Below are 21,569 nucleotides of genomic sequence, written 5' to 3' on the forward strand. Positions count from 1 at the left end.
GCTTTCTCGGCACTGCAGAAGTTTTTCGCGGTACTTCAGCAACGAATCGTCCACTCAGGGTTACCAGCGACGGCTCTGCGATGGGGCCGGACTGCAACAGTTGACCCCTGCGCGCACCTGCTGGAACGTGATCGGACTTGTCCGGGGGCAGCGAGGTGCCCTATCAGGGCTGAAGCGATCAACCGGTTGCGGAGCGCTTATGGAATTGCGCGCAACGTGTTTGGCTTTGGCGGCCTACGTCGCTCTGCTTGCGGGGCCGGCGGAGGCGCAGTTCGTCAGCGACTCTGTCGCTGAGCATGATGCGCAAATGCGGGAAGCGGAGCGCATTGAGCGCGAAGCGCGCCGTGCAGCCTACGAGCCCGTTATCTATCCCAAGCATATGGACGGCGGAGAACGGCCTGACATCGCGCCTGCCGCGCCGCCGGTTGTCTATTTCGACCGCAGCGAAGAGCCCGGCTCCATCATAATCGATACGCAATCGCGCAAGCTGTATTTCGTGCTGCCCAACAAGCAAGCCTACGAGTATCCCATCTCGGTCGGCCGCGAGGGCTTCACCTGGACCGGCACACAGCGCATCAGCCGGATCGCATCCTGGCCATCGTGGACCCCGCCGCCTGAAATGCACGAGCGTGTGCCGGGCCTGCCACTTACGGTCTCGGGCGGGCTCAAGAACCCGCAAGGCGCGCGCGCGCTCTATCTCGGCAATACCGTGTACCGTATCCATGGCACCAACAACGATCGCACCGTCGGGCGCGCGAATTCGTCGGGCTGCTTCCGCCTGACGAACGAGCACGTCGTGCACTTGGCCTCGATTGCGAAGGTCGGCACGAAGGTGAGCGTGCTGCAAGCTTATACCGGTGGCGTGAGCGAGACCATGCCGTTGTCTTCGCTGTTCGACTTCGGCCTTTTCAGCTCCCCTCCCGCAAAGCCCAAGGCGAAAAAGCCGGCGGCGACCAAGAAGAAGCCAGCGGTTACCACGACCGCGGCGACGCCTACGGCAACCCAGCCCGCCGCAGCGGGCGCGGCCGCCGCTCCCGCAGCGAAGAAGTGACCAGCGGGTAGCCGCTAGGTCAACGTGCAGTTTGCGGTAGATTTCTCGGTTTTATGCCCTGTTACGGGTTCGACGCGGCGCCGGCGAGCAGCTTGTTCCAATGCTGTCGCAGCTTGTGATCATGCTGGCGCACGATGATCTTGGCGCGGATCGCACGAGGGTCGTCGTGCACGGCGATGCCCGTGCTCCAGACAACGGTGCCGCGTCCGTCCAAACGTGCGAGGTGCTTCGGCACGCGTCGCACGAAGTACCGGACGTCATTGCGTTCGATGGGGCGTTCGTCTTTGAGCTTGTTGGCTATGTCCGTCCTTCCGCTGGTCGCGGCAATGTGGACGGATGAGCAGTCGACGCATATGTCGACGTAATAGTCCCGCGTTAGTACACTTAGAGCTTAAGTGATGGTGCCCAGAAGAGGACTCGAACCTCCACGCCTCGCGGCGCTAGTACCTGAAACTAGTGCGTCTACCAATTCCGCCATCTGGGCAAGCCGTAAGCTCGCGGGCGCCATGAGTTACGGGGAGTGGCCGCCGTTGTCAATGAGAGTACCGCCTCAAAGGGGGCAAGTGCGCATTTTGCGCGCCCGCGAGGTTGGACTCGTCACGTTTCGGGTCCATAAGCTAGTCCCTGACCTGAGCCGCTTTGGCCTTTGATCGAATCGGTGTCGCGCGCGCAAACGTGCTCTATGTCGTTGTTCTGGAGTCTGATTCACGCGTCTGGTGCGGACATGGAGGCTCGGCTGGCTTGGCGATCAGGTGAGGGCCGCTCTTGCGGATGCTCCGGTTTTGATCGGCGTGCGGGAACGGACTAGACCTTTGTTTTATCGTGCTTCCCGGTGGAAAGCGGGGCCTCGGTTTTCCGGAAGCATATGAGGGACTTACGGCTCCAAAGGCTGAGGCGCCGGGGCGGGAGAAGCGGAATGGCAGCGGGAAGCGGCAACAACAAGCTGGTCACGATTTTCGGAGGGTCGGGTTTCGTCGGCCGTCATACTGTCCGGGCGCTCGCGAGAGAGGGCTACCGCATCCGGGCCGCGTCGCGCCGCCCCGATCTTGCGGGCTATCTGCAACCCATGGGCAATGTGGGGCAGATCCAGCCGGTGCAGGCCAACCTGCGATTCCCCGAGTCGGTGGCCCGCGCGGTGGAAGGCGCCGACATCGTCATCAACGCGGTCGGTATCCTGGCAGGCAGCGGCCGGCAGACCTTCAAGGCCGTGCATGACGAAGGAGCCCGGGCTGTCGCAAAGGCGGCGCGGGCAGCCGGCGCGTCTCACTTCGTCCATATCTCGGCGATCGGGGCGTCTGCCTCCTCGCCCGCGCGCTATGCGCGCTCGAAAGCCGCTGGAGAAGCCGCGGTGCTCGAGGAGTTTCCTGGCGCGATCATTCTGAGGCCGTCGATCGTGTTCGGTCCCGAGGATGAGTTCTTCAACCGGTTCGCTGCGCTTGCGCAGATGTCGCCCGTGCTGCCGCTGATCGGGGGCGGACGCACCCGCTTTCAGCCGGTCTACGTGGGCGACGTCGCCGAAGCGGTCGTGCAGGTTCTCCAAAGCGCGAAGCCCGGCGCGGTCTATGAGCTCGGCGGGCCGGAGGTGCTCTCCTTCCGCGAGCTTCTGGAGCGCACGCTGTCCTATGCGGGACGCAAGCGCGGCTTCATCTCGCTGCCGTTCTGGCTGGCGAAGCTTCAGGCGCTCATGACGTGGCCGTTGCCGAACTCGCTTCGCCCGCTCACCGTCGATCAGGTGCGGCTGCTCCAATCCGACAACGTCGTGAGCGCCGAGGCCGCGAAGGACGGGCGGACGCTGGCTGGGCTCGGTGTCGTGCCGCAGCAGTCGATCGGATCGGTGGTGCCGTCCTATCTCGAACGCTTCAGACCGAAGGGGCAGTATTCGCACTACCGCGGATAGGGCCTGCGCCTGCCGTATTCCGGATGCCTCGGGGGGATCTCATGAGTCGATCGCGCGCACCAGCCACGGGAACGCCGGTTTCGCGGCTTTTCAAGATGCGATCGCTCGGATCGATCGGCTTCGTCGCCGTGCTGGCGTTCTATGTCGCCTGGCCGCTCTATGCGGGCTACGAGATCAAGTCGTCGCTCGAAGGCCACAACGTGGAAGGGCTGGTTGCGAGGATCGATTTTCCGAGCGTGCGGGCTTCTCTCCGCCCCGCCGTTGCGGCCAAGGTCGACAAGGTGATCACGGATACGCTGCACAAGGCGGGAACTGCGGGCGGTGCGCTGAGCGATCAGCTCAAGGCGCGCGTGATGCCCCGGATCGTGGACGGTGTGCTCGCGTCGCTGGTCACGCCGGAGATGCTCATCCGCATTCATGCTAGCGGGAAAACGTTCAAGGAGGCGCTGGACAGCCTCGTGATGGACCGGGCGTCCCGCGCAGATGGGCTCGGCGGGTTCCTGATCGTGTCCGAGGATCAGTCCGGAGGCGGGCGCAGCCGGCTCGACGAAATCGCCGGGAAGCTCGGCATCGATACGCATAAAGTGCTTGGCGGCGCGGATGCGAAGGCAACCGACGTGCAGCCGCAGCCGGGTGCCGAGATCGAGGTTCTGCCGGCGCTCAACGAGTCCCGCGCGCGGCCGAAGTACGGGCTCGGCAACATCAAGCACTTTTCACTGACGGGACCGCTGGGGCTCTCCGTGGGCGTGGCGCGCGACGCGACGGCGAGCAAGGCGGAGATCACGGCGGAGCTGAGCTTCGTCAACGGATCGTGGATGCTGACAGGTCTCGTGCCGCAGACCTGATCCGCATCCTGCCACGCTACGAGGTGGCGGCGCGGCATTCCTCATCGGCGGGAAGAGGATCGCAGGACGCGGAGGCGACGCAGATTTCGAGCGCTTTGCGCACATCGCGCGTGTAAAGGCCGTCGATCGGGCCGGAATAGATGCCCTGTGCCTCCAGTCCGCACTGGTAGAGTTTCACGAGGTGCTCGCCGCCGTAACGCATGGCCTGCTCGTAGTCGCGGAGCGCGGCCGTGCGCTCGCCGAGTGCCTGGCGGATGTGGGCGCGGGTGTCATGCGCGTGCGGACTGGCAGGGGCCAAGCGGAGCGAGCGCTCGACGTCGCTCATGCTCTCGGTCAGCCGGTCGAGCTTGTAGAGCACCCAGGCGCGGTTGTTGAGGGCCATGGCGGAGGCGGGGTCGAGCTTGATGGCTGCGTCGTAGTCGGGCAGGGCGTCGCTCAAGGCGCCGGTGAGCGACAGGGCGAGGGCGCGCATGGCGTAGGCGAGGCTCTTGGTGCCGGCGTCCAGGTTGGGGTTCTCGATGAGCTCCGTGCAGCCGGCGATGCGGCGCTGGTTGTTCTCGCTGAAGCATTCGGCGACGGTGTTCGAAGACGCGACGGAGGGAGCCCCGCACACCGCGAGCAGGGCGGCGATGGCCAATACAAGTTTCCGGCTCTGGCGTTCCATCCTGAGGAGCCTCATCGGTAACCATCGTGGTCCGGTCGTTGAACCGGCAAAGCGCGTGATATGGTAGCATAAATGATAGGGTGCCGGCTGGCCGCAATTGCGGCATGTTTCGGCTTTCAGGGACCGGATGCGCGGATATGCTCGTGCCCGCGTCGTCCGTCCTGCCCTTAATATAGGCGCTCCATCGAGGTCGGCTTGGCTCGAAATTCCATGAAACGCGTGCTGCTCATCATCGGCGGCGGCATTGCCGCCTACAAATGCCTGGATCTCATCCGCAGGCTAGGTGAGCGCGGATTCGCCGTCCGGTGCGTCATGACCAAGGCCGCGCAGGAGTTCATCACGCCGCTGGCGGTGGGGGCGATCAGCAACGAGCGTGTCGCGACAGATCTCTTCGACCTCGAAGGCGAGCGGGAGATCGGACACATCCGCCTCGCGCGGGAAACGGATCTCGTGGTGGTGGCGCCGGCGACGGCCGACCTCCTCGCGCGGATGGCGCAGGGGCAGGGGAACGATCTCGCCACCGCCGTGCTGCTCGCCACGCGGGCACGCGTGCTGGCGGCTCCCGCCATGAACCCCGCCATGTGGAGCCATCCGGCGACGCAGCGCAACGTGCGCCAGCTCGAAGCGGATGGCGTCCAGTTCATCGGACCCAACGCGGGCGAGATGGCGGAGAAGGGCGAGGCTGGTGTCGGGCGCATGGCCGAGGTCGGCGAGATCGTGGCGCGCATCGAGAGCCTTATCGCCGACAACGAGGAGAGCGCGAGTGGCTTCGGCTTTCTCAACGTTTCCGGATCGCGCGCGAAACCAGAGCCGAGCCTTCCGCTGGCGGGGCGCCACGTGCTGGTGACGAGCGGGCCGACGCACGAGCCCATCGATCCGGTGCGCTACATTGCCAATCGTTCTTCAGGAAAGCAGGGTCATGCGATCGCTGTCGCCGCGCGGCGTCTTGGCGCGCGGGTGACGCTCGTCACGGGGCCGGTTCAGCTCGCCGATCCCGATGGTGTCGAGACGCATCACGTGGAGACCGCGAACGAGATGCTGGCTGCCGTCGAGGCGGCGCTTCCCGCGGATGTCGCGGTGTTCGCTGCCGCGGTCGCGGACTGGCGCGTCGCCGCGCCGGGCCGGGGCAAGATCAAGAAGGCGCCCAACGCAGGGCCGCCGCAGCTCGAGCTCGTGGAGAATCCCGATATCCTGCGCACCATCGCCAAGCGTACATCGCGCCGTCCCACGCTCGTCGTCGGGTTCGCCGCCGAGACCAGCGCGGTGATCGAGAACGCACAAGGCAAGCGCAAGTCGAAGTCGGTGGACTGGATCGTCGCGAACGACGTCTCCGAGGAAACCGGGGTGTTCGGCGGCGAGCGGAACCGGGTGCATCTCGTCACACCGCAAGGTGTCGAGAGCTGGCCGGAGATGAGCAAGGCGGAAGTCGCGGATGCGCTGCTCGCGCGCGCCGCCGGTTTTCTGACGGAAGCGCGGGAGCAGGTGTAGCGGGGATGGCCAAGGGGGTTTCCAAGGGACGCGTGCGCATTCGTGTGGTGGTGCTGGCGCATGGCGAAGGATTGCCGTTGCCGGCCTATCAGTCCGATGAGGCGGCTGGGCTCGATCTTGTCGCGGCCGTTCCGGAGAGCGAGCCGGTGGTCATCAAGCCGCGCAAGCGCGTGCTGATCCCGACGGGCCTTACGCTGGAATTGCCGCCCGGCTTCGAAGGGCAGGTGCGGCCTCGCTCTGGGCTGGCGCTGAAGCACGGCATCACGGTGCTCAACAGCCCGGGGACGATCGATTCCGATTATCGCGGCGAGGTGAAGATCATCCTCGTCAATCTCGGAGAGGCGCCGTTCTCCATCCATCGGGGCGAGCGCATCGCGCAACTCGTCGTGGCGCCCGTCACGCGCGTGGCGCTGAAGCGCGTCGAAGTGGTGGGCGAGACCCGGCGGGGCGCGGGCGGTTTTGGCTCCACGCGCGGAGCCAAGGGCCTGGCGCGGCGCGCAGCCACTCCCGCAAAAAGCCAAAAAAAGGCATTGAAGCGTAAGGTTTAGCTGCCTATCTCCGCCATGATACGGAGAGGGTTGCCGGTGCAGGAAACGCGTAGGCAGCCCTTTGGATGGGCACGAATATGTGCGAAAAGAAACTTTAGGAAACCCCGGACCAATCAAGGCAGGCTAGAGCGATGACCGATGCGACCGAAATCAAGACCTTGAAGGCAACCCAGAGCTGGGGCCGCGGACGGGTCTTTTCCGATATCACGGAGACAATCGGACATACGCCGCTCGTTCGCCTGCAGCGCGTTGCCAAGCAGGCCGGTGCCAAGGCGGACGTGCTCGTCAAGCTCGAGTTCTTCAATCCGCTGTCGAGCGTCAAGGATCGCATCGGCGTCGCCATGATCGACGTGCTGGAAGCCGAGGGCAAGATCACGCCCGGCAAGAGCGTGCTGGTGGAGCCCACATCAGGCAACACGGGCATCGGCCTCGCGTTCGTCTGTGCGGCGCGCGGCTACAAGCTCATCCTGGTGATGCCGGAATCCATGTCGATCGAGCGCAGGAAGATCCTGACGCATCTGGGCGCGGAGCTGGTGCTCACTCCGGCGGCGGGCGGTATGCCCGGCGCCATCGACAAGGCGAACCAGATCCTGGCTGAGACACCCGGCGCCGTGCAGCCGAGCCAATTCGAGAACCCGGCCAATCCGCTCGTGCACGAGAAGACCACGGCCGAAGAGATCTGGACCGACACCCAGGGCAACGTGGACGCGATCGTGATCGGCGTCGGCACGGGCGGCACGCTCACGGGATGCGGTCGCGTGCTCAAGGCGCGCAAGCCGTCGCTCAAGGTGATCGCGGTGGAGCCCGAGGGCAGTCCCATTCTCTCTGGCGGCGCGCGCGGTCCGCACAAGATCCAGGGCATCGGCGCGGGCTTCGTGCCGAAGGTGCTCGATACGAAGTTCATCGACGAGGTGGTGCGGGTTTCGAACGAGAAGGCCTTCGAAACGTCGCGATCGTTGGCGAAACTCGAAGGGATTCCGGGCGGTATCTCCACCGGAGCGAATGTGGCTGCGGCGCTCGAGGTGGCGGCGCGGGACGAAATGCGCGGCAAGACGGTGGTGACGTTCGCACCCTCGTCGGCCGAGCGCTATTTCTCGAGCGAGCTCTTTGTCGAGCCGCCGCAGAAGGTGTGAGTCGGTTTTACGAGTTCTTTGGCAAAGGGGGTAAGGGTGCGGTTGCGGCCGTTTCTCAATGCGGGAGCTGTTGTGCTCGCTGCGGCGTGTGCCGTGGCGTCTCAACCTGCGCTCGCGCAGCGGTGGACACCGCTGACCGGCGTGCTGACGCCCGAGGGTGAGCCCACCGAGCGCCCCAAAGAAACCAAGGAGCCGGAGCGGAGCACCCCCGCCAAGACGCCGGCCGAGCCGGCCAAGAGCACGCCTTCCTCTTCAACGGACGTTGCGACGGAGAAGCTGTCGCTCAAGGTTACCCTGACGAAGACCGTGACGGACGGGCAACCGCATGGCGGTCTTGGGGTCCGGGTGACGACCGTCGACGCGGATCTCGCCGACGCGCTGGGTCTCGGCACCGAGCGCGGCGCGCTGGTTTCCGATGCGCCTCAGGGCAACACCGGGGTGCGTGCCGGCGACGTGATTCAGAAGGTCGATGGGCGCGAGGTTGCGGATTCAGACACGCTGACGGCCGTGCTTCGCGGGCTCAACCCGGATCAGTCGGTCACGGTCGACGTCTGGCGCGCGGGACAGGGTGCTGCGGATCTCAAGCGCTTCCTGATTGCGCGGGCGGACGCGGGCAATGTCGGCGCCTCGGCGAGCCTCGGGCGGCTGTTGTCGCTCGGGCTGGTTCTGGGGCCAAAGGATTTCGCCGAAGCGGCCCGTTACTATCTCAAGGCCGCCGAGGCGGGGCACCTCGCCTCCATGACGCGCTACGGGCTGTTCGCGAAGGACGGCATCGGCATTCCCAAGAACGAGACGCTGGCCGCCAAGTGGTTCCTTCAGGCAGCCGAGGGCGGGCAGGAAGCCGCGATGACCAATCTCGGCACGCTCTACGAGACGGGGCGGGGCGCGACGCAGGATTACGCCGAGGCGGCGCGCTGGTACCGGCGTGCGGTGGACAAGGGGCATATCTTCGCCATGCACAAGCTCGCGCTCCTCTACGAGACGGGCAAGGGCGTGCCGAAGGACGACCAGGAGGCGGTGAAGCTTTTGCGTGAGGCGTCCGACAAGGGGCTCAGCGAGGCGACGTCATGGCTCGCGGAGAAGTATGAGCTGGGGCGTGGGATTCCCAAGGATGAGGCGGAAGCTTTCCGTCTCAATGCGCGTGCCGCCGATCAGGTGCGCCGCTCGGCGGAGCTCGGGAATGCGGTGGCGACCTTCAATCTCGGTGTTCTCTATCGCATCGGCAAAGGCGTGAAAAAGAGCGATACGGAGGCGGCCTATTGGGTGGTGCGCTCGCTCAAGCTCGGCGACAAGTATCTGGTCTCGGAGCTGATGCGTAATCCGAACGTGCTGTCACTCGGAGACCGGAAGTGGCTACAGGAAGTCCTTCGCGACGAAGGCGCCTACAAGGGGCCGATCAACGGCAGCTTCACGCCGGAGGTTCGCACCGCGATGGAATCGCTCGCCGGGCGGGCGTGATCTTCCTCGCCGAACGGAACAAAAGAAAAGCCCTCCGGCTGGTGTGCAGCCGGAGGGTTTTTTCGTTCATGGCTGCCGATCAGGCGGCCTTCGCGAGGGGGCGTGCGCTGTCTGCGATGTAGGCCATCGCAGCCTGCACGCCGCCCTTCTTGTGCGGCACGCCAGCAAGCTCGAGACCCATCTCCACGCCGGTGAGGGCGCCGAGAACGGTGAGCTCGTTGGTGTCGCCGAGGTGAGCGATGCGGAAGGCCTTGCCGGCGAGCTTGTTCAGGCCGGTGCCAAGCGACATGTTGAAGCTTTCGAGCACGAGCTTGCGGAAGGCGTCGGCGTTGTGGCCATCGGGCATGAGCACGGTGGTCACGGCCGGGCTGTCGTATTTCTCGTCACGGCAGTTGACCTCGAGGCCCCAGGTGCGGACCGCGATGCGCGTTGCCTCGGCGAGACGCTCGTGGCGGGCGAGCACGTTCTCCAAGCCTTCCTCGTGGATCAGCTTGATCGACTCGTCGAGGCCATAGAGCAGGCCGGTCGCCGGCGTGTAGGGGAAGTAGCCGTCGCCGTTGAACGCGAGCATGTCGTCCCACGAGAAATAGGAGCGGGCGAGCTTCGCGGTCTTCGAGGCGGCGATGGCCTTGTCGGAAATGGCGGTGAACGACAGTCCCGGCGGCATCATCATGCCCTTCTGCGAGCCGGAGACCGTGACGTCGATGCCCCATTCGTCATGGCGCAGATCGGCGGCGGCAAGGCCCGAGATGGAATCCGTCATCAGGAGCGCCGGGTGGTCGGCAGCATCAATGGCGCGGCGCACCTCGTCGAGGCGCGTGCGGCAGCCGGTCGAGGTTTCGTTGTGCACGACGCACACGGCCTTGATGGTCTTGGCCTTGTCCTTGCGGAGATGGGCTTCGATCTCGTTGGCGTCGGCGCCAATGCGCCAGTCGGTCTGGATGACCTCGGCGCGCAGGCCGAGACGGTCAACCATCTGCTTCCAGAGAACGGCGAACTGGCCAGTCTCCACCATCAGCACGCGGTCGCCGGGCGAGAGCGTGTTGGTGAGAGCGGCTTCCCATGCGCCCGTTCCGGACGAGGGATAAATGATCACGTGGCCCTGCGTCTTGAACAGGGTCTTTACGCCGGAAAGAACGCGCTTGCCGAGCTTCTGAAATTCAGGACCGCGATGATCGAGGATCTGGCGGGCCATGGCCGCGATGATCCGCTCGGGAATGGGAGTCGGACCTGGAATTTGCAGGAAGTGCCGGCCCGGGCGGCGTGGCTCGTTCGACATATTCGTCCCCTTCTCCGCTCGCTGCGTAGCGGCCGCTTGTCCTGCGGAGGGTTGCTCCGAAGGAGGAGAGGCCTGCCATGTTTTTGGTTCATCTGCGCGAGCAGCGGCTTCTTAAAGATTGAAAGGCGGGGCGCCGTCAAGGCTGTTTGCCCCGGCCAAGGTGCCATACGGCCGCAGTTTTTCGTATTTTTCGACTTAAAGACGTTATGTCGCGAACGCGTTTTGCGAAAACGTCATTCGAAATAGAAAAAAATGCTGATCAGGTTTTTACGGGCTGGGGTTCTCGAACCGCCGATACGAGATAGTTCACGTCGGTGTCGTCGGCGAGGCTCCACTGATCGCGGAGGGGGCTGTAGACGAAACCCTTGAAGCGGGTCTCGCCGAGACCCGCGCTCGCGATGTGGCGGCCCAACTCGTCAGGCGTCACGAAGCGATCCCATTGATGCGTACCTCTCGGCAGCCATCCGAGCACGTACTCGGCGGCCACAATGGCGAGCGCGTAGGACTTCAGCGTGCGATTGATGGTCGACAGCACGAGCATGCCGCCAGGGCGGACCAGGCTCGCGCAGGTTTTCACGAAGGCGCCAACGTCGGGGACGTGCTCGACGACCTCGAGACAGACCACAGCATCGTAAAGCTCGCCAGCGGCTACGAGCGCTTCCGCCGTCGTCACCCGGTAGTCGATGTCGAGGCCCTGAGGCGTGGCGTGGTCGCGGGCGATGGCGATGTTCTTGTCGCCCGGATCGATGCCGGTTACGCGCGCGCCGAGGCGGGCCAGGGGCTCGGACATGAGGCCGCCGCCGCAACCCACGTCGAGAACGCGGAGATCCTTCAGGGGGCGAAGGCCCGACGTCTCGCGTCCGAAGTGACGGGTCAGCTCGTCGCGGATGAAGGTGAGCCGCGCGGGGCCAATCTGGTGAAGCGGCCGGAATTTTCCGAGCGGATCCCACCAGGCCTTGGCGAGGCGCTGAAAGCGCTCGATCTCCGCGTCGTCGAGATTGGCCGGCCCCGCACCAGGAGTGGCGCCGGCGGCTGCGGGGGAGTTCGGTTCGGTGGAGGTCTGGACGGGCTGGCTCATGGGCGCGAAGGTGACAGGGTGGACGCGATTGTCAATGTCGCGAGGTCGGCCGTCTGCTCCAGGCCGGCTTGCGGCCCTTCCGGCAGGCGAACCCCCAGGTGCTCCATCGGAAAATGCTTCGTTGCAGCGATCCGGCGTTCCCGGTAAGAGAACGGCCGAAACGAGGTCAAGTCCCCTTGCGGCTCCGCCAGTGGACAGGCCCTCAAGACGATCTTCCAGACAGAACCGGGTTTTTGTTCAGAACCGGGCTTCGAGCGGTTAGGCCATGGCTGTTGTCGTGATGAAATTCGGTGGCACCTCGGTTGCCAACGTCGAGCGCATCAAGAACGTTGCGCGCCACGTCAAACGCGAGGTCGACGCCGGCAACAAGGTTGCCGTGGTGGTTTCGGCGATGTCGGGTGCGACAAACCAGCTCGTCTCTTGGGTGAACGAGGCGTCTCCGCTGCACGACAAGCGCGAGTACGACGCGGTCGTTGCGAGCGGCGAGCAGGTCACGGCGGGTCTGACTGCGATCGTTCTCCAGTCGATGGGCGTCAAGGCGCGCTCCTGGCAGGGATGGCAGGTTCCGGTCGAAACCAGCACCGCCCACGGCTCGGCCCGCATCACGGGCATCGCGGGCGAGGATCTCAAGCGCTCGCTCGATGCGGGCGAGGTGGCGGTGATCACCGGCTTCCAGGGCGTGGAGCCCAAGTCCAAACGGATCGCGACGCTCGGGCGCGGCGGATCGGATACGAGCGCGGTGGCCATCGCGGTCGCGCTCAAGGCCGACGTTTGCGACATCTATACGGACGTCGATGGTGTCTACACCACGGACCCCCGGATCGTGCCCAAGGCGCGGCGCCTGCCCAAGGTGAGCTACGAGGAAATGCTCGAGATGGCATCCTCCGGCTCCAAGGTGCTGCAGACGCGCTCGGTCGAGCTGGCGATGGTGTATCAGGTCAAGACGCGCGTGCTGTCGAGCTTCGTCAAGCCCGAGGACATGGCGCCGGTCAGGGCCGGCAATCTTGAGAATATCGGGACAATCGTTTGCGGCGAGGATGAGATCGTGGAAAGCCAAGTCGTCAGCGGCATCGCCTACGCTCGGGATGAGGCGAAAATCACCATGCTGAAGCTCGAGGACAAACCGGGCATCGCGGCGCGCATTTTCGTGCCGCTGGCCGAGGCCTCGATCAACGTGGACATGATCGTCCAGAACGTCGCCGCAGACGGCCGCCACGCCGATATGACGTTCACGGTGCAGGCCGCCGAGCTTCCCCGGGCGCTCGAAGTGCTCAAGGCGGCGCGCGCCGACATCGGCGATTTCGAGCTGCAAAGCTCCGCGGACGTGGCAAAGGTCTCGGTGATCGGCATCGGCATGCGCAGCCACGCGGGTGTTGCGGCGCAAATGTTCAAGGCGCTCTCCGAGAAGGGGATCAACATCCTGGCGATCTCCACTTCTGAGATTAAGATCAGTGTGTTGATCGATGCGGCTTATGCGGAGCTCGCGGTCCGGACACTGCACACGATCTACGGTCTCGACGCAGCCTGACCGACCGGCGCGAGCCGTTAAGGTCTGGCTATCGCTTTTCCGGCAGCATTTCCGCATTCGCGCTCAAATTAACGTATAACGGCGCATGACCCCTGGGGTACCTAGGGGGGTGCGGATCCATATTTCAACGGCTATTGCCTTATGCACTCGAGACGCGGCGACGAGCCCCGTGTGATGCCAACCGAGCCGGCGCTGCGTGTCATCATGCGCCGGCTGCGGGACATCATGGCCGAGCCGGCGGACGGGCAGCAGCGGCTCGACAAGATCGTGCGCCAGATCGCCGGCGTGATGGTGGCCGACGTCTGCTCGATCTACCTGAGGCGTCAGGACGGATCGCTCGAGCTGTTCGCCAGCGAAGGCCTCAACGCTTCCGCAGTGCACAATACGATGCTGAAGCGCGGCGAAGGCCTCGTGGGCCGGTGCGCCGAGCTCGGGGTGCCGATCAACGAGCCGGACGCCTCGAAGCACCCCGCCTTCTCCTACCGGCCCGAGACCGGCGAAGAGATCTACCACTCGCTGCTGGCGGTGCCGATCCAGCGCAGCGGGCAGGTGCTCGGCGTGCTGGTCGTCCAGAACCGCACGGTCAAGGAATACTCGGACGAGGACGTCGAGGTGATGCAGGCAACGGCGATGGTCGTTGCGGAGCACCTCGTGTCCGGCGCGGTGAGCGGGGTCGGATCGGCGATCGAGATCTCGCGGGCGCTGTCGAAGGTGGTGTCCGGCGAGCCGATCTCCGAAGGCATCGCGCTCGGCCACGTGATGCTGCACGAGCCCAGGATCGTCGTCACCAAGCTGATGGCCGACGATCCGGCGGCGGAGTTGCGCCGGCTCGAGGACGCCATCCTGGAGCTCAAGACCTCGCTCGACGACATGCTGAGCCACGAGCTTCTGTCAGGCGCGGGAGATCATCGCGACGTGCTCGAAGCCTATCGCATGTTCGCCCACGATCGCGGCTGGGAGCGCCGGCTCAGGGAGGCGGTGCAGAGCGGCCTCACGGCGGATGCGGCGGTGGAGCGCGTCAAGAACGGCACGCGCGCGCGGATGCTGAAGCAGGCCGATCCCTTTTGGCGCGAGCGCCAGCGCGACCTCGACGATCTATCGGACCGGCTCTTGCGCATTCTCGCGGGCGTTCCCACCGGCCTCATCAATCCGCCGGAAATGCCCTCAGATACCATTCTGGTGGCGCGGAACATGGGCCCGGCGGAGTTGATCGACTATGACCGCTCGCGGCTGAGGGGCCTCGTCATCGAGGATGGCAGCGGGCAGAGCCACGTGGCGATCGTCGCCAAGGCGCTCGGCATTCCGGCGGTGGGCCAGGCCGAGGGCATCGTGGAGCGGGTGACGGCTGGCGATGCGATCATCGTCGACGGCGTGATCGGCGAAGTGCACGTGCGCCCTTCGAGCGAGGTGGTCTCCGCCTATACCGACAAGGTGCGTTTCCGGGCGCGGCGGCAGAAGCAGTACGAGGCGCTGCGCGATCTTCCGGCCGAGACGATGGACGGCGAGCGCATCACGCTGCAGATCAACGCCGGTTTGCTCGCGGATATGCCCCATCTCAAGGAATCCGGCTCCGACGGCATCGGTCTGTTCCGCACCGAGCTCATGTTCATGCTCTCGCACAGCTTGCCGCGGGTGGACCGGCAGACGCAGGCTTACGAAGCCATTCTGACGGAAGCGGACGGCAAGCCGGTGGTGTTCCGGTCGCTCGACATCGGCGGCGACAAGGTGCTTCCCTACCTTAGCCACGTGCCGGAGGAAAATCCGGCGATCGGCTGGCGGGCGATCCGCATGTCGCTCGACCGGCCAGCGCTGTTCCGCATGCAAGTGCGCGCCCTTCTGCGGGCCGCAGCCGGCAAAGAGCTGCGCATCATGATTCCGATGGTCTCCGTCGCCACGGAGATGGACGAGATCAGGGTTCTGATCGAGAAAGAGCGTGACATCGCCGCGGCGCGGGGCATCGCGCCTCCGAGCAAGCTCCTGATTGGGGCCATGATCGAGGTTCCGAGCGTCCTGTTCGAGCTGGACGAGCTTCTGCAGAGGGTCGATTTCGTCTCGGTCGGCAGCAACGATCTTACCCAGTTTCTGTTCGCGGCGGACCGCTCGAACCCGCGCGTGGCAAGCCGGTTCGACTCGCTTTCGGTTGCCTCGCTCAGGGCGTTGAAGCAACTCGCGAGGGCCTGCCGCAAGCACGGGGTCGCGCTCACGCTCTGCGGTGAGATGGCCGGGCGCCCGGTTGAGGCCATGTGCCTCATCGGCCTCGGTTTCAGGACGCTCTCCATGGCGCCGGCGTCGATCGGTCCGGTCAAGACCATGATCCGCTCGCTCAATGCGGAGGCGATCACGCTGCTGCTCGACCGCCTGCTGGTCGGCCGGTCGGGCAGTCTCCGGAGCGAGCTCGAGGCGTTCGCGGCCGAGCACGGCGTCGAAATCTAGGCCGGTACTCCATCCGCCGAGGGAATTTGCTTGCAGGCCAGCCCGGTTGGCTGCATGTCGCGGGATTAGCGAAGGCTCCAATACAAGAAGACCATGAGTGTCATTCCCAAAGAGAAGCTCGCACGGCTCATCGAGCGCTACGAAACTATCCAGGCCGAGCTGAACGAGGGCGCCCCTCAGGCGACCTATGTGAAGCTTACCAAGGAGTTTTCCGAACTCACCCCGCTCATCACGGCGGTGCGGGAGCTGGAGGCGGCCGAGCAGGAGGTGCGTGATCTCGAAGCGCTGATCAAGGATCCCGCCCAGGACAGGGACGTGGTGGATCTCGCCCGCGAGGAGCTCACGCAGCTTGGCCCCCGGATCGAGGCGATGGAGCAGGGCCTACGGATTCTGCTGCTGCCGAAGGACGCCGCCGACGAGAAGAGCGCCATTCTCGAAGTTCGCGCAGGCACCGGCGGCGACGAGGCGGCGCTGTTTGCGGCGGATCTGTTCCGCATGTACCAGCGCTATGCCGATACCAAGGGATGGAAGACGGAGATCATCTCCGTGTCGGAAAACGATCTCGGCGGCTACAAGGAAATCATCGCGTCAATCACGGGGCGGGGCGTGTTCGCGCGGCTCAAGTACGAGAGCGGCGTGCATCGCGTGCAGCGCATTCCGGCAACCGAGAGCGGCGGGCGCATCCACACCTCGGCAGCGACGGTGGCGGTGCTGCCGGAGGCCGAGGACATCGACATCGAGATCAAGGACCAGGACATCCGGATCGACACCATGCGTGCGGGCGGAGCCGGCGGGCAGCACGTCAACAAGACGGACAGCGCCGTGCGCATCACGCATCTGCCGACCGGCATCGTCGTGGTTTCGGCCGAGAAATCCCAGCATCAGAACCGCAGGCTCGCCATGCAGGTGCTGCGTTCGCGCATCTATGAAGCGGAGCGGGAGCGTGCCGACAGCGAGCGCAGCCAGGCGCGCAAGAGCCAGGTGGGATCGGGAGATCGCTCGCAGCGCATCCGGACCTACAACTTCCCGCAGGGGCGCGTGACGGATCACCGGATCAATCTCACGCTGCACAGCATCGACAGGATCATGGAAGGCATCGGGCTGGACGAGATCATCGATCAGCTCATCGCCGAGCATCAGGCCTCGGAGCTTGCCGCGATGGAAGGCCATGGCGCGTGAAGCGGGCGATCCCGGCTTGTCTTTGTTCGGCGGGCTCGAAGCGCGCGAGGCGGTGACGACGCTGGCGCGCGTGCTGGCTGACGCCGGCATCGACGGAGCCGCGCGCGATGCACGCTTGCTGGTGCTGGCCGCGCTCGGTCTTTCGGCGACCGATCTCATGAGAGAGCCCGAGCGTGCCGTTCGGCCCGAAGAGGCCCGGAGGCTGGCGGAATTCGCCAACCGGCGCGCGGCTCACGAGCCTGTCTCACGCATTCTCGGCGAGCGCGGCTTCTACGGCAGAACCTTTCACATCACGCCCGCGACACTCGATCCGAGGCCGTGCACGGAGACCGTGGTCGAGGCGGCGCTGGAGGTCGTGGAGCGGGAAGGCTGGCGCAACAGGCCGATCCGCATTCTCGACGTCGGCACGGGCTCGGGGGCGCTGCTCGTCACGCTGCTCGCTGAGCTGCCTCTGGCGACGGGGCTCGGCACCGACATCAGCGATGCCGCGCTCGACGTGGCATGTGCCAATGCGGAGCGCCTCGGCGTGGGGGTGCGCGCCTCCTTTCAGAATCGCCGCTCGCTTGGCGGCGTGGAGGGCACTTTCGATCTCGTCGTGTCGAATCCGCCTTACATTCCAAGCGGAGAGATCGGCGGCCTTGATGCGGATGTGCGCGACTACGATCCGCTCGGCGCGCTCGATGGCGGAGCCGATGGTCTCGCCATCTACCGGGAGCTGGCGGCTGGGGTGCCGAGGGTCGTGCCGGAGGGCTGGGTGTTGCTGGAAGTCGGAGCTGGGCAAGCCCCGGATGTCGAGGCAATTTTCCGCGAATCCCTGGGGATGGGTTCACTGGCGGAGACGAGGACCTGGCAGGATCTCGGGAAACACACACGCTGTGTTGCGGCTAGGACACATCGTTAGCCATGAAACTAAAATCACTTGGATTTGGTGGGCGGCAGGTTTAATGTGCGGTCTAGAGAATTTAATTTCATGCGCAGTTGGTTGTTGGCAGCGGCCCGTTCGGTAACCCGGCTGTCATTATTTAGCGCATGATGGAATGCGAAACAGGCGGATGAGTGCCGTCGATGGTGCCGCACTTAGCAGGCACACGGCAGCAACCTTGAGCGCCATTCGCATTCATGCTCCTCCCTTTCGGACATGCCACTGTCGTTCGAGCGCGTAAAGGAACACGGATCTGGGTGGCGGGCGTCGGGGTCCCGCATGAACCTGGTCGCTGCATGGATGCTGCAGCCTATTTGGGGGTTTTTGGAGTCTGCCGGGCAACCGGTTTAGCGAGGACGCGGGCCGAGGGGACCGCGAGGGAACGATCGTACTCACTGCTGCGGTTTGAGCGCGGCAGCCTATTTTCCACAACTGTCGAGAATGGAGCCCATGAGGCAGGGACAGCAGAACCGCAGAGGACGCGGCCGCAACAACAACAATAATGGTAACAATAATCAGAACCGCAAAGGTCAAAATCCTTTGACGCGAAGCTTCGAAAGCACGGGGCCGGACGTCAAGTTGCGCGGTACGCCTGCTCATATCGCCGAGAAATACATCGCGCTCGCGCGCGATGCCCAGTCTTCCGGCGACCCGGTTCTTGCCGAAAACTATCTTCAGCACGCCGAGCATTATAACCGCATTATCATGGCCTTCCGCGAGCAGCAGATGGCGCAAGGCGGCGGTGACATGCAGAACGGCATGGGCCGTCCGCGGCCGGCGGGCTTCGGTGAGCCGGTGTCGATGAACGACGATTTCGGCGACGAGGATGGCGACTTCAATGCCGAGGGCCAGCCGCAGCAGCCTTACGCGGCGCAGCCTTCGCGTGGAGAGGGGCAGAGCCGTCACGAGGGGCAGCGTTTCGAAGAGCGCGGCCCGCGCACCCAGCATGAAGGGGGCGGCCGTCAGTTCCACAATCGCGACCGTCACGGCGGGGACCGCGACCGGGATCGTGACCGCGGCGACCGTGGCTATTCCGAGCGGCACGACAGAGGAGATCGCGACCGTGATCGCGGCGAGCGCTTCCAGCGGGGCGAGCCGCGCGGCGACCGTCCCGAGCGTATAGAGCGTGTGGACAGGGCGGATCGTCCTGATCGTGCGCCCCAGCCTGACGTGAATATGGAAAGTGTTCCGGCACCGCGGCGAGAGCGTGCGGCGGCCGTTCCCCACCACGAGCAGCCCGAGTTTCTGCGCCGTCCTGTGCGCCGTCCGCGCCGCGAATCCGCGAGCGGATCGGGCGAAGAAGGCGGCGCGCCGACGCCGACCCCTGCCGTGGAAGGCAGCGGGGACTGAGCAACGGCTTCGCAACGATCGGGTTTACGGGGAGCCGCGGGCAGACGTCCGCGGCTTTCGCGTGTCTGGAGAGGCTGGGGACGTTCTTCTGCATTCCGACATGCGTGCTGCAGAGTCATTCCGCAGGGTTCGGAAAAAGACTTCATTTGCAGTGCGCTGATCTTTTGTGTTCCGCATACGGTCGTTTGCTCGCCTGCAACGCAATTGTGTACTAATTTTGTAGACAATGTTTCAGTGACCCGTTTTAATCCCCCGCGAAGTTGTTGTTTCCCGGGGGGTTATAGGGATGAACGCAGTTAAATCGAGTTTATCGACGCTTGCACTGGCGCTTGTCTTGGGCGGGCCGCATCTCGCCTTTGCTCAGGAGGCGGTTCCGTCCACGGAAACGGAGGGATACACCGAGTTGCCGGGCCTGGTCGTCGAGGCGCCCGCCAAGCGCAACGTCAAGAAGGCGAAGCTGCGGAAGAGCGCGCCGCAGTCGGCCGGTCAGGCCGCCGGGGAAGCTTCCGATACGGCTCTCGAGCAGCAGGTCATCGAGGGCGAGAAGGTCGTCCGCACCCTCCGCGACACTCAGACCAGCGTCGCCGTTGTCACGGGGCAGGACATTTCCGAGCGGCAGATCCGCGATCTCGACGAGGCGATCGGGCAAGCCGCCAACGTCGTCACCACGCAAGACCCGAACGCCGGCTTCGCCGTGCGGGGTCTCAACTCCGAAGGGCAGACGGGCTTACAGCACATTTCCGGCGTGCCGGCGATCGGCGTCGTGGTTGACGGCGTGACCCAGAACCCCGATGCCGTGCGCCGCGGTGCGCGTGCGTTGTGGGACGTCGAGCAGGTCGAAGTCCTGCGCGGGCCGCAGTCGACGCTGCAGGGACGCAACGCGATCGGCGGCACGGTCGTCGTCAAGACCAATGATCCGACTTACAAGCTCGGCGGTGTCATCGAGGGAACGGTCGGCACCAACGATCTCTATGGCGCCGGGTTCGTTTTGAATGCTCCCATCGTCGCGGGGCAGTCGGCCTTTCGCATCTCCGGTTACAAAACCGAGCGTGATCGCGGCATCGACTATGCCGATCCCGAAAACCAGGACATGGGGATCGACGCGTACGATACGCTGCGCGGCAAGCTTCTGATCGAGCCCGACAGCCTGCCGGGCTTCAGCGCGCTGTTCACGGCCGCGCGCACGCACGATGCGCCAGGCAGCGGCCTCGTCTCCGGTCCCAATTTCCTCGAACGCAAGCTCAACTACACCTCCTCGTTCACGGACTTCCGCGAGGCGACGGTCGAGAACTATGCGGCCGATCTCTCATATGAGTTTGCGCCGGGGCTTACCGTTCGCAGCATAACCGCGTATGCGGAAACCGATTCCGAAATCTACACGGCCGCGGGCGCTGAACTTATCCGTGACGGCGACAACGTCGCGGGAACGGACTTCACGCAGGATCTGCGGCTCGAAATCGAAAACCGCGGCAACGGACTATCCGGCGTGCTCGGTCTCTTCTACGGGAATTTCGAGCGCACCGCGTTCAACGACACGTCGCTGCACATCCCGTTCCTGGGGGGTATTCCCAGCGTTCAATACCTCGTCAATCTCACAGGAAGGTCGCTTCCGGACATCACCCTGCCGTATCAGGACGGGACGTCGGGTTCCGACACGACCACCATCGCCGCCTATGCAGACCTTCGCTACCGGTGGGATCGCTGGGTCTTCAATGCGGGTGGCCGATTGCTGAGGGATGAGGTCAAGTCGACCGAGACCTCGGTTGGCATGAATGCCTTCAACTGGCTCTATAACTATTTCGGAATCCCTTTCCAGGGGGACATCTATTTTCCGACCGATACGAATTCGAAGGCGACGTTCGAGGAATTTCTGCCCAAGGCAGGTATTTCGTACGATGTAACGGACAATCAGACGATCGGCGTATCCTACAACAAGGGTTACCGGACGGGCTTCCAGCAGTGGATTGCGCTGCCTCCTCAAGCCGGCGGCGGGTGGCGTACCTCGACGGTCGCTCCCGAGTATCTCGATGCGTATGAGCTGTCCTACCGCTCGAACTGGCTCAGCAAGACGCTCGAATTCAACTCCAACTTTTTCTATTACGATTACACCGATCAGCAGGTCGTTGTGCTCGACAGCTCCTATCGCGTGAGTGAAGTTCTCAACGCGGCTGCCTCGCACGCCTACGGCGCAGAGTTCGAGGCGCGCTGGCGCCCGATCCCGCCGCTGCAGCTCTTCGCCTCTCTCGGCTTGATGCAGTCCAAGTTCGACGACTTCGTAAGGGGTAACAGACCGGGCGAGAACTTCACCGGCAACGAGTATCCGGAAGCGCCGGGCTATACGTTCGCGGCGGGCGCGATGTATCGCTCGGCTGCCGGTTGGTTCTTGGGCGCAAACGTGCGTCACACGGACGGCTACTACAGCACGGGCGATGTCGACAACAGCCCAACGCAGTTCGTCGATAGCTTCACCGTGGTCGACGCGCGGGCAGGTTGGGAGTGGGAGAACTACACGCTTACGGTGTTCGCCAAGAACCTGTTCGACGAGAAGTATCTTACGGCCGTCGAACGGACTGACGATCCGCCGCTCTACCCCGCGTACGGGATGGCGGGCGACGAGCGGCAGTTCGGCTTGACGCTGACAGGCCGGTTCTGAGCGGTTGTGTTTTGCGACGATGGCGTGCCGCCGGAAGGTGGCATGCCTTCGTGCTTTTTTGGG

17 protein-coding genes and 1 tRNA gene are annotated in these 21,569 nt (G+C 64.6%); 13 read left to right on the forward strand and 5 right to left on the reverse strand.

The annotated features are described in order from the left end of the window. The first annotated feature begins 199 nt into the window (after window positions 1-199). Window positions 200-1,051, forward strand: a complete 852-nt coding sequence (locus PE058_RS03200) for a L,D-transpeptidase (protein ID WP_020084025.1) — start codon at window positions 200-202, stop codon at window positions 1,049-1,051. Between the two features lie 61 nt (window positions 1,052-1,112). On the opposite strand, the gene PE058_RS03205 is transcribed toward PE058_RS03200, so the two are convergent. Together PE058_RS03205 and PE058_RS03210 are read right to left on the reverse strand one after the other, a co-directional pair. Then, window positions 1,113-1,286: a hypothetical protein gene (locus PE058_RS03205; protein ID WP_156827158.1), complete on the reverse strand. Its 174-nt coding sequence runs from the start codon at window positions 1,284-1,286 to the stop codon at window positions 1,113-1,115. A 164-nt stretch (window positions 1,287-1,450) separates the two neighbouring features. Continuing rightward, window positions 1,451-1,535, reverse strand: a tRNA-Leu gene (locus PE058_RS03210). A gap of 432 nt (window positions 1,536-1,967) precedes the next feature. On the opposite strand from PE058_RS03210, the gene PE058_RS03215 reads away from it, so the two are divergent. Further along, window positions 1,968-2,948, forward strand: a complete 981-nt coding sequence (locus tag PE058_RS03215) for a complex I NDUFA9 subunit family protein (protein WP_020084027.1) — start codon at window positions 1,968-1,970, stop codon at window positions 2,946-2,948. Window positions 2,949-2,989: 41 nt separating this feature from the next. Further along, window positions 2,990-3,793: a DUF2939 domain-containing protein gene (locus PE058_RS03220; RefSeq protein WP_271029819.1), complete on the forward strand. Its 804-nt coding sequence runs from the start codon at window positions 2,990-2,992 to the stop codon at window positions 3,791-3,793. Window positions 3,794-3,809: 16 nt separating this feature from the next. Here the strand turns inward: PE058_RS03220 and PE058_RS03225 are convergent, their stop codons facing one another. Next, window positions 3,810-4,472, reverse strand: coding sequence for a tetratricopeptide repeat protein (locus tag PE058_RS03225; protein WP_156827159.1), 663 nt, complete (start codon window positions 4,470-4,472; stop codon window positions 3,810-3,812). A 195-nt stretch (window positions 4,473-4,667) separates the two neighbouring features. Between PE058_RS03225 and PE058_RS03230 the strand changes: the two genes are divergently transcribed. The 4 genes from PE058_RS03230 (at window position 4,668) to PE058_RS03245 (ending at window position 9,084) form a co-directional block, all read left to right on the forward strand. Then, a complete protein-coding gene (locus PE058_RS03230; RefSeq protein ID WP_271029820.1) occupies window positions 4,668-5,945 on the forward strand; it encodes a phosphopantothenoylcysteine decarboxylase domain-containing protein in 1,278 nt (425 codons plus the stop codon). 5 nt (window positions 5,946-5,950) lie between these two features. Continuing rightward, window positions 5,951-6,493: a dUTP diphosphatase gene (gene dut / locus PE058_RS03235; protein ID WP_020084031.1), complete on the forward strand. Its 543-nt coding sequence runs from the start codon at window positions 5,951-5,953 to the stop codon at window positions 6,491-6,493. 131 nt (window positions 6,494-6,624) lie between these two features. Next, on the forward strand, window positions 6,625-7,626 hold the full coding sequence (gene cysK / locus PE058_RS03240; RefSeq protein WP_020084032.1) for a cysteine synthase A: 1,002 nt from the start codon (window positions 6,625-6,627) through the stop codon (window positions 7,624-7,626). A 93-nt stretch (window positions 7,627-7,719) separates the two neighbouring features. After that, window positions 7,720-9,084 carry a PDZ domain-containing protein gene (locus tag PE058_RS03245; protein WP_271029821.1) on the forward strand — a complete coding sequence of 455 codons (1,365 nt, stop codon included), beginning with the start codon at window positions 7,720-7,722 and terminating at the stop codon, window positions 9,082-9,084. A 79-nt stretch (window positions 9,085-9,163) separates the two neighbouring features. On the opposite strand, the gene PE058_RS03250 is transcribed toward PE058_RS03245, so the two are convergent. After that, a complete protein-coding gene (locus tag PE058_RS03250; protein ID WP_020084034.1) occupies window positions 9,164-10,363 on the reverse strand; it encodes a pyridoxal-phosphate-dependent aminotransferase family protein in 1,200 nt (399 codons plus the stop codon). A 259-nt stretch (window positions 10,364-10,622) separates the two neighbouring features. Further along, the gene (gene ubiG / locus PE058_RS03255) at window positions 10,623-11,441 is read right to left on the reverse strand and encodes a bifunctional 2-polyprenyl-6-hydroxyphenol methylase/3-demethylubiquinol 3-O-methyltransferase UbiG (protein WP_271029822.1); all 819 of its coding nucleotides are present in this window, start codon (window positions 11,439-11,441) and stop codon (window positions 10,623-10,625) included. A 265-nt stretch (window positions 11,442-11,706) separates the two neighbouring features. On the opposite strand from ubiG, the gene PE058_RS03260 reads away from it, so the two are divergent. The 6 genes from PE058_RS03260 to PE058_RS03285 all read left to right on the forward strand — a co-directional run bounded on the left by PE058_RS03260 (window position 11,707) and on the right by PE058_RS03285 (window position 21,506). Next, window positions 11,707-12,969 carry an aspartate kinase gene (locus PE058_RS03260; RefSeq protein ID WP_271029823.1) on the forward strand — a complete coding sequence of 421 codons (1,263 nt, stop codon included), beginning with the start codon at window positions 11,707-11,709 and terminating at the stop codon, window positions 12,967-12,969. Between the two features lie 174 nt (window positions 12,970-13,143). Continuing rightward, window positions 13,144-15,402, forward strand: a complete 2,259-nt coding sequence (gene ptsP / locus PE058_RS03265) for a phosphoenolpyruvate--protein phosphotransferase (RefSeq protein ID WP_271029824.1) — start codon at window positions 13,144-13,146, stop codon at window positions 15,400-15,402. 93 nt (window positions 15,403-15,495) lie between these two features. Next, window positions 15,496-16,581: a peptide chain release factor 1 gene (gene prfA / locus PE058_RS03270; RefSeq protein ID WP_020084038.1), complete on the forward strand. Its 1,086-nt coding sequence runs from the start codon at window positions 15,496-15,498 to the stop codon at window positions 16,579-16,581. Next, window positions 16,571-17,482: a peptide chain release factor N(5)-glutamine methyltransferase gene (gene prmC / locus PE058_RS03275; protein ID WP_271029825.1), complete on the forward strand. Its 912-nt coding sequence runs from the start codon at window positions 16,571-16,573 to the stop codon at window positions 17,480-17,482. Before prfA ends, prmC begins: the two co-directional genes overlap by 11 nt. A gap of 471 nt (window positions 17,483-17,953) precedes the next feature. Further along, window positions 17,954-18,853 (forward strand): DUF4167 domain-containing protein, encoded by a 900-nt coding sequence (locus PE058_RS03280; protein WP_020084040.1) that lies wholly within the window; start codon window positions 17,954-17,956, stop codon window positions 18,851-18,853. A gap of 286 nt (window positions 18,854-19,139) precedes the next feature. Next, the gene (locus PE058_RS03285; RefSeq protein ID WP_271029826.1) at window positions 19,140-21,506 is read left to right on the forward strand and encodes a TonB-dependent receptor; all 2,367 of its coding nucleotides are present in this window, start codon (window positions 19,140-19,142) and stop codon (window positions 21,504-21,506) included. Window positions 21,507-21,569 lie beyond the last annotated feature (63 nt).

The organism is Hyphomicrobium sp. DMF-1, assembly GCF_027886585.1.
Classification (GTDB): Bacteria; Pseudomonadota; Alphaproteobacteria; order Rhizobiales; family Hyphomicrobiaceae; genus Hyphomicrobium_C; species Hyphomicrobium_C zavarzinii.